Source organism: Propioniciclava sp. (assembly GCF_047602245.1).
Lineage (GTDB): Bacteria > Actinomycetota > Actinomycetes > Propionibacteriales > Propionibacteriaceae > Propioniciclava.
In genome coordinates this window covers 2,999,796-3,011,997 of record NZ_JASGHT010000001.1, presented here as the reverse complement: position 1 = coordinate 3,011,997, position 12,202 = coordinate 2,999,796, and the positions used below count along the sequence as shown (strand labels likewise).

At 70.0% G+C, this 12,202-nt stretch carries 10 protein-coding genes; 7 read left to right on the top strand and 3 right to left on the bottom strand.

Annotation, left to right across the window (positions count from 1 at the left end; all coding sequences use genetic code 11):
• Positions 1 to 96: 96 nt before the first annotated feature.
• Positions 97 to 576, top strand: coding sequence for a MarR family winged helix-turn-helix transcriptional regulator (locus QM708_RS14245; protein ID WP_415109904.1), 480 nt, complete (start codon positions 97 to 99; stop codon positions 574 to 576).
• Positions 577 to 581: 5 nt separating this feature from the next.
• Complete coding sequence (locus tag QM708_RS14240) at positions 582 to 3,437, top strand: FAD-binding and (Fe-S)-binding domain-containing protein (protein WP_415109901.1); 2,856 nt, start codon at positions 582 to 584, stop codon at positions 3,435 to 3,437.
• A 54-nt stretch (positions 3,438 to 3,491) separates the two neighbouring features.
• Here the strand turns inward: QM708_RS14240 and QM708_RS14235 are convergent, their stop codons facing one another.
• On the bottom strand, positions 3,492 to 4,175 hold the full coding sequence (locus QM708_RS14235) for a TetR/AcrR family transcriptional regulator C-terminal domain-containing protein (protein ID WP_415109898.1): 684 nt from the start codon (positions 4,173 to 4,175) through the stop codon (positions 3,492 to 3,494).
• A gap of 104 nt (positions 4,176 to 4,279) precedes the next feature.
• On the opposite strand from QM708_RS14235, the gene QM708_RS14230 reads away from it, so the two are divergent.
• Both QM708_RS14230 and QM708_RS14225 read left to right on the top strand, forming a co-directional pair.
• Complete coding sequence (locus tag QM708_RS14230) at positions 4,280 to 4,993, top strand: DUF4386 domain-containing protein (protein ID WP_415109895.1); 714 nt, start codon at positions 4,280 to 4,282, stop codon at positions 4,991 to 4,993.
• 51 nt (positions 4,994 to 5,044) lie between these two features.
• Complete coding sequence (locus tag QM708_RS14225) at positions 5,045 to 5,299, top strand: helix-turn-helix transcriptional regulator (RefSeq protein WP_415109892.1); 255 nt, start codon at positions 5,045 to 5,047, stop codon at positions 5,297 to 5,299.
• Positions 5,300 to 5,322: 23 nt separating this feature from the next.
• Here the strand turns inward: QM708_RS14225 and QM708_RS14220 are convergent, their stop codons facing one another.
• Positions 5,323 to 6,762 carry a DUF2079 domain-containing protein gene (locus tag QM708_RS14220; RefSeq protein WP_415109889.1) on the bottom strand — a complete coding sequence of 480 codons (1,440 nt, stop codon included), beginning with the start codon at positions 6,760 to 6,762 and terminating at the stop codon, positions 5,323 to 5,325.
• A 295-nt stretch (positions 6,763 to 7,057) separates the two neighbouring features.
• Here QM708_RS14220 and QM708_RS14215 point away from each other — a divergent pair, with 295 nt between their 5' ends.
• From QM708_RS14215 to QM708_RS14205, 3 genes are all read left to right on the top strand, one after another.
• Positions 7,058 to 9,010, top strand: a complete 1,953-nt coding sequence (locus QM708_RS14215) for a beta-glucoside-specific PTS transporter subunit IIABC (RefSeq protein ID WP_415109886.1) — start codon at positions 7,058 to 7,060, stop codon at positions 9,008 to 9,010.
• Positions 9,011 to 9,043: 33 nt separating this feature from the next.
• Positions 9,044 to 10,465: a glycoside hydrolase family 1 protein gene (locus tag QM708_RS14210; protein WP_415109883.1), complete on the top strand. Its 1,422-nt coding sequence runs from the start codon at positions 9,044 to 9,046 to the stop codon at positions 10,463 to 10,465.
• Positions 10,466 to 10,539: 74 nt separating this feature from the next.
• Complete coding sequence (locus QM708_RS14205; protein WP_415109880.1) at positions 10,540 to 11,379, top strand: PRD domain-containing protein; 840 nt, start codon at positions 10,540 to 10,542, stop codon at positions 11,377 to 11,379.
• Positions 11,380 to 11,398: 19 nt separating this feature from the next.
• Here QM708_RS14205 and QM708_RS14200 read toward each other — a convergent pair whose 3' ends face one another.
• Positions 11,399 to 12,178, bottom strand: coding sequence for a DsbA family protein (locus QM708_RS14200; protein ID WP_415109877.1), 780 nt, complete (start codon positions 12,176 to 12,178; stop codon positions 11,399 to 11,401).
• Positions 12,179 to 12,202 lie beyond the last annotated feature (24 nt).

Here is a 12,202-nt window from a genome sequence, read left to right as displayed (position 1 = left end):
CCTCTCTCAGCGACGGCCACGGTCGAGCCATCGTGGCGTCAGTGTAGAGGGTCGATTCCAGCATCCTCACTAGCCTCGCGGGCTAGAATTGCCTTCATGCAGACGTCCGCCGCTCCGCGCTGGCTCACCGCGGAGCAGCAACGAACCTGGCGCGCCTACCTCGAAGCCTCCGCCCACATCGACCGTTATCTCGAAGAAGGCCTGCGCCCATTCGGCCTGGGAATGAGCGAGTACGAGATCCTGGTGAACCTCTCCGAGGCTCCCGGACGCCGGATGCGGATGAGCGATCTGGCCGACGCGTCCCGCCAATCCCGCTCGCGGCTCACCCATACGGTGGCGCGGATGGAGAAGAAGGGCCTACTCACCCGGCTGCCCTGCCCCGGCGACCGGCGCGGCGTCATCGCGCAGCTGAATCCGGACGGCTGGGATCTGCTCGACTCCGCTGCCCCCGACCATGTGGCGTCCGTGCGCGAGATCCTGATCGACGTGGTCGATCCCGAGGATCTGGACGCGCTCGGGCGTGTGATGAATGCCGTCAACCGCGCCGCCGAGCACGCCACTGGCCCGGCGAGCTGACCGTCGTGCCCACCACGGCACCGCTGGTTCCCGGAGTGGATTCCTCGACGCTCACCCGCGCGCTCTACTCGACCGACGCCTCGCTCTACCGGGTGGTGCCCCAGGGCGTGGCGCACCCCGCCTCGGTCGCCGAACTCGAGGCGATCGTGGACGCCGCCCGCACCGCCCGCATCCCGCTCACCACCCGCGGGGCGGGCACCTCATGCGCCGGTAACGCGGTCGGGCCGGGCATCGTGGTCGACGTGGCGCGGCATCTGCGCACCATCCATGCCCTCGACGCCCACACCCGCACGGCCGTGGTCGATCCGGGGGTCGTCCAGGACGTGCTGTCACGGTCGGCGCAGCAGGTGGGCTTGCGCTACGGCCCGGACCCATCGACGTTCAGCCGCTGCACCGTCGGCGGCATGATCGGCAACAACGCCTGCGGACCGCGCGCGCTCGGCTACGGACGCTCCTCCGACAACGTGGTGGCGCTGGAGGTCATCACCGGAACCGGCGAACGGCTCACCCTCGACTCGCGGGCGGACCTCACGGCGTCCGGCTCACCCACGCTGCGTGCCCTGCACGAACTCGTGATGGCGAACCTGGGCGTGATCCGCACCCAGTTCGGCACCTTCTCCCGGCAGGTGTCGGGGTATTCGCTGGAATGGCTGCTGCCCGAGCGCGGCTTCGACGTGGCGAAATTCCTGGCCGGCAGCGAGGGCACGCTGGCGGTGATCACCCGGGCCACCGTCCGGCTGGTCGCCGACGCCCCGCACACCATCATGATCGCGCTGGGTTACCCGAGCATGCCCGAGGCCGCCGACGCCATGCCCGCCCTGCTGCCGTTCTCGCCCACCGCCGCCGAAGGCATGGACGCCCGCATCGTCGACGTGGTCCGGCACACCCTCGGCTCCTCGGCGGTGCCCGACCTGCCCGCGGGCGAGGGGTGGGTGTTCGTCGAGTTGGCCGATGCGGACGCCGCCGCGTTGCGGGCGCGAGCCGACGCGCTGGTAGCGGCGTCCGGCTGCCTGGAGGGCCGGGTGGTCACCGACCCGAAGATCACCGCGGCGCTGTGGAAGATCCGCTCCGACGGCGCCGGCCTGGCCGGGGTGAGCCTGGCCCGGCCCGCCTATGGCGGCTGGGAGGACGCCGCGGTGCCGCCCGCCCGGCTGGGCGCCTACCTGCGCGACTTCGACGCGCTACTGCGCCGGCATGGGCTTCAGGGGCTGCCGTACGGGCACTTCGGCGAGGGCTGCGTGCACTGCCGGATCGACTTCCCGCTCACCCAGGACGCCGGCGGTGCGGCGTCCTATCGCGCCTTCGTCGAGGAGGCGGCCGATCTGGCGGCGTCCTACGGCGGTTCGATGTCGGGCGAGCACGGCGACGGCCGGGCCCGCTCGGAGCTGCTGGGGCGGATGTACTCCCCCGAGGCGCTCGCGCTGTTCGCCCAGGTGAAACGGATCTTCGACCCGGACAATCTGCTCAATCCGGGCGTGCTGGTCGATCCCGCGCCGGTCGACGCCGACCTGCGCGCCCCGGCGGTGCGCGCCTCGCCGCTGTTCGGCACGCATCGCCGGTTCGCCGACGACGTGCACCGGTGCACCGGAGTCGGCCGCTGCGTCGCCTCCACCGGCGGCGGCGTGATGTGCCCGAGCTGGCAGGCGACCCGCGACGAGAAGGACTCCACCCGCGGGCGGGCGCGCGTGCTGCAGGAGATGATCAACGGCACCCTGGTCACCGACGGCTGGCGCTCGGCCGAGGTGCACCAAGCACTCGATCTGTGCTTGTCGTGCAAGGGTTGCTCGCGCGACTGCCCCACCGGCACCGACATGGCCGCCTACAAGTCGACGGTGTTGCACGAGGCCTATCGCGGACGGCTGCGCCCCCGCGACCACTACACGATGGGCTGGCTGCCCCGGTGGGGCCGGCTGGTGTCGAGCACCCGGCTGCTGCCGCCGCTGATGAACCTGTTCATGCAAACCCCCGGGCTGTCGGCGATCGTGAAGGCGGTGTCCGGCATCGACGCCCGTCGCGGCATGCCCCGGTTCGCGGCGCGGTCGAACAGGGCGGTGCTGCGCCGTGCGTTGGCCCGTCCGGGCTCGCCGGCCGGCCTGACGCGCACCGGCCTGGAGCCGTCCGGCGCCCTCGCCGCGCAGGAGGACACGATCACCGCCAAGGGCGAGGTGGTGCTGTGGGTCGACTCGTTCTCCGACGCCTTCGAGGGTGACGCGATCGCCGCGACCGCCGCGGTGCTGATCGAGAACGGGTGGACGCCGCGCCTGCTGGAGCGCAAGGCCTGCTGCGGGCTGACCTGGATCACCACCGGCCAGCTCGACGGCGCGGTCAAGGAACTGCGCAACGCCACCGGCGTGCTGCACCCGTTCGCGGCCCGCGGGGTGAAGGTGGTGGGCACCGAACCGAGTTGTATCGCAGTGTGGCGTTCGGACGCGTTGGAACTGCTGCACGACGACCCGCGGGTGCAGGAGGTCGCCGCTCAGGTGGTCACGCTGGCCGAGTTCCTGGCCGCAGACCCTGATTTCGTGATGCCGGACCTGTCCGGGCACACCATCGTCGCCCAGCCGCACTGCCACGAGGCGTCCGTGATGGGGTGGGAGGCCGAGGCGGCGCTGCTGGCCCGCTCGGGCGCGAAGGTGACCCGGGTGCAGGGCTGCTGCGGGCTGGCCGGTAACCACGGGATGATCGACGGCCATTACGCCTTCTCCAAGGCCGTGTTCGGCACCCATCTCGAGCCGGCCCTGGACGCCGCGGGCGACGATGCGATCGTCCTCGCCGACGGATTCTCCTGCCGCACCCAACTCACCGACCTGCGCCACCAGCACTCATTGACCTTCGCCGAGCTGATCCTCGCGCACCGCTGACGCCGGCCCGCCGGCCCTCCCGGGGTTCGCCGCCCGCCATCTGCGGCTGGCGACCTAGCGGTGGGGGCGGGAGACCCACTCCGAGGCGTGCAGGCGCTCGATCGCGTCCAGGAGTAGGTCGAGGGTGAACTCGAACTCGTCGTGGATGTCGCAGCCGGCCGGGTTGCGCGCGGCGGCGTCCGTGGCGATGGCGACGATGTGCGGAAAGCGTGCGGCCATCGCCCGCACCACCTCGGCCGAGGCGTCCACGGCGTCCGTACTACCGGGCGGAGCGCTCGCTTCCTCGTCGAACGCCTCCTCGCTGTAGCCCCAGATCCGGGTGCCGAGGGCATGCATCGCGTAGTGGGTGAGGTCGGCGGAGAAGCCGTCCTCGATGAAGTCGCCCGCCACCGCGTTCATGTGGGCGAGCACCGTCTCGGTGCGACGGCGGCGGGCGCCGATGGCCGCGCGTAGCCAGGCGTGCGCCCCGAGCGCGGCGCGGGCGGTCATCACCCGGCTGCGCACCCGGTCGCGCCAGCCCCGGCCGGCCGGGGGCTCGGGGTAGTCGGTGATGACCAGATCGACCATGCCACCGATGAGATCGTCCTTGTCGGACACGTGTTTGTAGAGCGCCATCGGCACCACGCCCAGCGTGTCGGCGAGGGCACGCATGGTCAAGGAATCGAGACCGTGGGCGTCCGCGAACGCGACCGCAGCCCGGAGCACGCTCGCTCGGTCGAGCCGTCGCCTCGTTGACATGGTGTACAGCATACACTTACGCTCCTTATAGGTATACGTCGTACACCTTGGCGTCCGCGATCGAGGCATCGCGCCACCACCGCGTCAACCCGGGGAGGGATCTCATGACCGATCACCGCACACCGGCCACCCATCAACGCGCACCGGCCACCCATCAACACACACGGACCACCGATCAGCGCACGCTCGCGGCCGTGACCGGAGCGCTCTACCTGGTCACTTTCGCCACCTCCATTCCCGCCCTCGCACTCAAAGCCCCCTTCCTCGGCGGAGGCGGCTCTCTCGCCGCCGCGCAGACGGCCGCGGTGCTGGAGATCATGCTCGCCGTCGCGTGCGCCGGCACCGCGGTCGCGTTCTATCCGATCGGACGCCGCTACGCACCCGCCCTGGCGCTGGGATTCGTGGCCTCGCGCATCACGGAGGCCGCCCTCGTCGCCGTCGGGGTGATCGCGCTGCTCGCATTCACCACCGTCCGGGCCGGCCTTGACGCGGACGCCCCTCTTCCGAGCACGCTCGACGCATTGGCGGCGCTGCATGACGGGGCCTTCCTGGTCGGCCCCGGCCTGCTGCCCGCCCTCAACGCCGCCCTGTTTGGCACCTTGCTGATCCGGCACCGCCTGGTGCCCCGGATCATCCCCGCCGCAGGCCTGATCGGCGCCCCGCTGCTGACATTCTCGGCGCTGGCGACCATCGGCGGACTGGTGGACCAGGTCTCCCCCGTCGCCGGCGTCCTGGCCCTGCCCATCGCGCTGTGGGAGTTCGCGATCGGAATCTGGCTGCTCGCCAAAGGCGTCCACGTCGCGCCCGTGGACGGCTGAGCCTCACACCGCTGAGTGAGGCAATGTCAGCAAACATTGACATTGTCAACCATGTCTTCATACCCTGACATCGTGAGCGAGTTCCTCAACGCCCGCAGCCTCACCCGGCTGGCCCAGATGATGAAAGCGCTGCGCCTGCGCCGAGGTCTCACCCAGGCCGAGCTCGCCGCCAAGGCTCAGGTGTCGCGCCAGTGGCTGATCGCGCTCGAATCGAAACCACCCGCCGGCCTCGAAGTCGGACGCCTGATGCGCGTCCTCGACGCGCTGGACGCCAGCCTCTACCTGCGCGACGACGAGGTGGCCTGACACCCGCCCCTCAGTCAACCGGACTACCGACAGGCGAGTTCGTAGCCGCTCTCGACCGCGACCATCGTGTAGCCGACACCCGGGTGAAGGATCTCGGCGACGTCGAGGGCGCCGCCCCACTCCGTGGGGGTGCCACCAGCGATCCGGTCGATCAGGACACAGCCGGGGACGGGGTTCTTGTTGCCGATCCAGTAGACGGGGTGGGCGTCGACCAGGTAGGACATCAACCCGACGTCGGTTTCGACGACGGCGCCGGCGGGCACCTGGGCCAGCACCGCCCGGGCGGCGCCGGCTCGCGCCGGTTCGTCCCAGGCCGACGGGCTGAGGAGGGATCGCAGCGGAAGGGTCGGGGCCAGCACGGCCGCGACGACGATCGCCATTACGGCACCCAGCGCGGCGTAGCGGCGCAATCCGCGCCAGGGCAGCTGCGGGCCGCGGCGCATGGCGTCCAGCAGCGCGGCGAACGCGATCGGCATCAGGACGGCGCTGTAGTGCCAGGCAGGCCCCCAGTGGCCGCTGTTGGACGACACGAACCTCCAGGCGAGCGTGGGCAGCAGCACCAGCGCGACCGGCGAGCGCAGCATCAGCCCGCCGGTGATCACCACGAGCAACAGCAGCGTGTGACCCTTCGCGGGGTCGAAGAGGGCCGCCGGGTCGGCGAACAGCGAGCCCGGATCGGCTTCGCCCGCATACGCCCACGACCCGCCAGGGTTCAGCGAGGGAAGCACGACGAGGGTGGCGATCAGGAACCAGGCCAGCCCCCACACGGCCAGCCACAGCCCGAGCCATCGGCGTCCGACCCAGGCCAGCAGCAGCCCGAACACCAGCACGGTGAGCCCGAGGTCCTCCTTGACGAAGACGAGCAGGCCCGCCCAGAGCGCGGCGGTGCGCCAGCGCTCCTCCACCAGCGCGCACAGGGCGACGGTGAGGATCGGCACGGCGAGGGCGATCTCGTGGAACTGCGCCTCCGCCGCGTACTGCAGGCCCCACGACAGCCCGAACGCCAGCCCGAGCAGGACGCCGTTCATGGTCGAGCCGAGCAGCCGGATCGCCGAGCGGGTCAGCACGCCGGCGGCCACTGCGAAACACGCTGCCTGGATGACGAGCAGGGTGAACGCGCTGGGGAACAGCGCATAAACCGGGGCGAAGACCACCAGCAGCGGATGGAAATGATCCCCGAGCAGGTGATAGCCCTCGCCCTTGATCGTGACGATGGGCGCCTGCAGCCGGGCATAGTTCTGCAGCAGCTGGGTGAAGATGCCCAGATCCCAGGAGCGGACGGCGAACTCGCGCCACTGCCACGCGGCGTAGACGACGTAGACCACCGCCACGATCGCCGCGACGAGCAGCGCCCCGGCCCAGGCCGCGCGGCGTGACGCCGGGGCCTGGCCCGCGCGCCGGGGCGTGCCGGCCACCGGGTCGCCGGGAGGATTCCCGGCGTGCTGTGCGCGTCGATGCTCCACCACGGTGTCCTCTCGTCGTTGCCCGCCCGTCGGCCGCTCCGCAGGAGTCTGCCACCCGTCCGGGGTTCGCGCCGTCCGTCCCCGGCCTGCCGCGCCGGCGATTGACACCCGCCGTGGGCTCACCTACAGTCGGTTCGGTCTCGGCAGAGACACGAGCATTGGGCATGTCACTCGCTTCGCGAGGCAAGGACTCAGGCTCCGCCGCAGTGAACGCTGCGATGGATCCGGGGTCCTTTTTTGTTTGCCCTGACCCGCATCGTGCCGACACCACCGCTGACCCGATCAAGGAGGACCCATGGCAGCAGTCGACTATGCGGCCCTGGCGCAGGACATCCTGGCCAAGGCCGGAGGACCGGACAATGTGGCGAGCGTGGTGCACTGCGCCACCCGGCTCCGCTTCACGCTCAAGGATCGCGCCAAGGCGGACAAGGACGCCATCAGCACACTGCCGGGCGTGATCACCGTCGTCGAGAACGGCGGTCAGTTCCAGGTCGTCATCGGCAACAACGTGCCCAAGGTGTACGCGGCGCTGCCCGCCGCGCTGACCGCCGACAAGGAGGGTGCGGACGCCGCCGGGGCGTCCGGGGGCGTCGTCAGCCGCATCATCGACGTGGTGTCGTCGATCTTCGCGCCCATCCTCGGCGTGCTGGCCGCGACCGGCATCCTGAAGGGACTGCTGCTCATCGCGGTCGCCGCCAAATGGCTGGCCACCACGTCACCGACCTACCAGATCCTGTACGCGGCCGCGGACGCCCTGTTCATGTTCCTGCCGATGTACTTGGCCGTCACCGCGGCCCGCAAGTTCAACTCGAACCCATACACCGCGCTGACCCTGGCCGGCTCGCTGCTCTACACCCAGCTGGCCACCATCAACATGCCGATCGACGGCAAGGTCACCGCCACGACGCTGCGCGCCTGGAGCCAGGCCGGCAACACCGTCGACTTCTTCGGCATCCCGGTGCTGCTGCAGAGCTACACCTCCTCGGTGGTGCCGATCGTGCTCGGCGTGTGGGTGATGAGCTACCTGGAGAAGTTCTTCAACGCGCGCATCCATGAGTCGGTGCGCAACTTCATCACCCCGATGCTCGCGCTCGTGATCATGGTGCCACTCACCTTGATGACCCTCGGCCCGCTCGGCGTCTTCCTCGGCCAGGGCATGGCCGGCCTGATCCAGTCCGCCTACACCTTCTCCCCGGTCGTGATGGGCATCCTGATGGGTGGCCTGTGGCAGGTGCTGGTCATCTTCGGCATCCACTGGGGCATCGTGCCGATCTTCATCAACAACCTCGCCACCCAGGGATTCGACCCGGTCAAGTCGGCCGCTTTCCCGGCGGTGCTGGCCCAGGCCGGTGCCGCGCTCGGCGTCTTCCTGCGCCTGCGTGACCGCCAGCAGAAGGCGATCGTCGGCTCCACCGTCATCGCCGGCATCTTCGGCATCACCGAGCCGGCCATCTACGGCGTCAACCTTCCCCGCAAGCGTCCGCTGATCATCGGCTGCATCGCCGGTGCGGTGGGCGGCGGCATCACCGGCGCGATGGGCGTCCTCGTGTTCGGCACCGGCGCACCTGGCCTGCTCACCCTGCCCATCGGCATCGACCCCAACGGCAATATGAGCAACCTGGTCTGGCTGCTGGCCGGCACCGGTCTGTCCTTCGTGCTGGCCGCCGTGGGCACCTATCTGTTCGGTTTCAGCGCTGATGATCTCGCCAAGGACGCCGCCGCGGCCGCCCGCGCCGAGAGTGATCCCGCCGCCGGCGTCCCGGCGCCGGCCACCGGCGGCACCGCGCTGCTGACCGCCCTCGATACGACGGTCCGCGCGCCTATGTCGGGCACCGCGATCGATCTGGCCGACGTCGATGACAAGGTGTTCTCCTCCGGCGCGATGGGGGTCGGTTTCGGCATCGTTCCCGACGACGGCCGCGTGGTCGCCCCGGTCGACGGCAAGGTGATCGTGGCGATGGGGCACGCGTTCGGCATCCGGACGGCCACCGGCGTGGAGATCCTGGTGCACGTGGGCATCGACACCGTGCAGCTCAAGGGTGCGCCGTTCAGCCAGGTGATCGCCAAGGGCACCGAGGTGCGCGCCGGTGATGTGCTCGCCATCGCCGACCTGGACGCGATCCGGCGGGCCGATCTCGACCCGACGACTGTGGTGCTGGTCACCAATCCGGGTAACTTCACCACTGTGGACATCATCGCCGCTGGACCCATCGCCGCCGGTGACGACGGTCTCGTCGTGGTCGCCTGATCCGCGCACGGCACAACGCTCAAGGAGAACCGCATGCATTACGCACAATTGCCCGCCTTCCCCGAGGACTTCCTGTGGGGCGCCTCCACGTCGGCCTATCAGGTCGAGGGCGCCTGGGACGCCGATGGCAAGGGCCCCTCGGTCCAGGACGTCCGCACGCACTTCCCGGAGGGAACCACCGACTTCAAGGTGGCCGCCGATCACTACCACCACGTCGAAGAGGATGTTGCCCTGATGGGCGAGATCGGCCTCAAGGCGTACCGCTTCTCGATCGCGTGGACGCGCATCGTCCCCGACGGCGACGGTGAGGAGAATGCCGCCGGCATCGCCTTCTACCACCGCCTGATCGACGCGGTGATCGCCCAAGGCATCACGCCGATCATCACCATGTACCACTTCGATCTGCCTCAGGCGCTGGCCGAACGCGGCGGTTGGGCCAACCAGGCCACCATCGACGCCTTCGTCCGCTTCGCCGAGATCCTGTACCGCGAGTATGGCTCGAAGGTGCGCTACTGGCTCACCATCAACGAGCAGAACATGCTGATCATGTACGGCAAGATGCTCGGCACCACCACGCTGGAGGGCGACGCCGCCCAGCGCGATCTGTACCAGCAGAACCACGGCATGTTCCTCGCCCAAGCGCGCGCGATGATCCGCTGCCACGAGCTGCTGCCCGAGGCCAAGATCGGTCCGGCGCCGAACGTCGCCTACGTGTACCCGGCGTCCTGCGCACCCGAGGACGTGGTCGCGGCCGACGACTGGAACGCCGTCCGCAACTGGCTTTACACCGATCTGGCCGCCCGCGGTGAGTACAACTCGCTGGCCTGGGCCTACCTGGTGGAGAAGGGCTGGGCTCCGGCGATCGCCGAGGGTGACATGGAGATCCTGGCCGCGGCGAAGCCCGACTTCATCGCGTTCAATTACTACGCGACACAGACGGTCGCCGCGCCGAGCGGGGACGCTTCCGACCTGCGCGCCCGTGGCGAGGACCAGCAGATGGTCCGCGGCGAGGTCGGCGTCTACAAGGCCGTCGACAACCCGAACCTGCCGAAGAACGCGTTCGGCTGGGAGATCGACCCGGTCGGCTTCCGCACCACGTTCCGGGCCTTGTGGGACCGCTATCGCCTGCCGCTGCTGGTCACCGAGAACGGCCTCGGCGCGTTCGACGAGCTCGGCGAAGACGGCATGGTGCACGACGATTACCGCATCGACTACCTGCAGCGCCACATCGAGCAGATCCGGCTCGCGCTCGCCGATGGCGTGGACGTGCTCGGCTACTGCCCGTGGTCGGCGATCGACCTGATCTCGACCCATCAGGGCTTCTCGAAGCGGTATGGCTTCATCCACGTCGACCGCGACGAGTTCGATCTGAAGGATCTGGCCCGCAGCCGGAAGAAGAGCTCCTACTGGTACCAGGAGGTCATCGAATCCCGGGGCGCTCGCCTCGACGGCTGATCGCCTCGCCCGTGCGGGTGGACCGGTCCTGCACCGGTCCCCCCGCTCTCACAGAAAGGACCCGACCGCGGCCCATGCGCGTCACCCGAGTCCTCAACAACAACGCCGCGATGGTCGTCGGCAACGACGGCGCGACCGCCATCGTGCTCGGCCGTGCCATCGGCTACGGCAAACGCCCGGGTGACATGATCGATCCCGCCGCGGTGAGCGAACGTTTCGTCCCGGACGCCTCCACCTCGCTCGACCGGCTGACCGCCTTCCTGGCCGAGACGCCGCTGGAGGTGGTGCGGCTGGCGCGCGAGATCGCCGAGGTGGCGCACACGCGGCTCGGCGTGCGGATCAGCCAGGCCTTGGTGCTGCCGCTGGCCGACCATCTCGCGTTCGCGATCCAGCGCAGCCGCTCCGGGAGCGAGATCGACTACCCGTTGCGCTGGGAGATCGCGCAGCTGTACCCGCAAGAGCTCGCTCTCGGTCGGGAGGCGGTCGACCTGGTCAGGCGGCGCCTGGGCGTGGAACTCGCCGAGGACGAGGCCGTCGCGGTCGCGATGCACGTCGTCAACGCCCAGTTCGCCGGCGCGAGCCTGGCGCCGACGCTGGAGATGACGACGAAGCTGAACCGCATCCTCGGCGTCATCGAGACGACCATGGGCATCCAGATCGACCGGGACGCGATGAGCACCACCCGCTTCATCACGCACCTGCGCTACTTGTTCGTGCGCCTGCAGACCCACCAGCAGTTCGCCGGGGAGCCCACCGGTATCAGGTCGGCGGTGCTGGACGCCCATCCCCGGGCGTACCAGTGCGCCGAGCGCATCCGGTACCTGCTCACGCTCGATGACCAGTCGCTATCGGACGACGAGGTGACCTACCTCACCCTCCACATCGCCCGGCTGATGCAGGCGGCGCAGGGCTGAAGGGCTACCGGCGTCCGTCTCAGCGCGCTGCCTCGGCGGCGATCACCTGCTGGAAGACATCGGCGGGCTGGGCGCCATTGATGGGCTGGCTGCCGACGACGAAGAACGGGGTACCGGAGATGCCGATCTCGCGGGCATGGGCAGTGTCGGCCTCGACGGCCGCGCGCAGCGTCTCGTCGTCGAGTGCGGTCTCGAAGGCGGCCAGATCGGGAACGCCGGCCGTCCGGGCGAACGCGATCAGGTCGTCACGGGCGATCTCGGGGTGACCGCTGGCGGGGGCCGCGGAGAACACAGCCTCTTGGAACTCCCAGAACTTGCCCTGTTGGCCGGCCGCGCGGGCCGCCACTGCCGCCGCAGCGGACTCGTCGCCGAAGAGCACCAGGTCGCGGAATTCGATCCGTAGCGTGCCCGCATCCACCGCGGCTTTGAGCTGCGGCAGCGTCTCCTGGTGCCACTTCGCGCAGAACGGGCAGCGGTAGTCCGACCAGTTGGTGAGCACGACGGGCGCGTCCACCTTGCCGAGCGCGAGCGGATCGCCTGCCTGGCGGCGCGGAAGCTCACGCAAGAACTGCTGGAGCTGAGGGTCGGGCGTCTGCGCGGGCGCGGCGGACGTCCCCGGTGTGCCCGGCGCCGGCACCGCCCCGGGCGCACCGGCGCCCAGGGGCACCTGCGTTCCGATCAGGAAGGCGACGACAACACTGATCGCCCACAGCGCCGCGAGCAGCGCCTTGCGGCGTCCGCTGCGGCCCGCGCGTGGTTGCAGGGTCGGCGTGGAGGACGGGGGCGGGAGACTCGACATGCGCTCACCGTATACTGGGCCCGA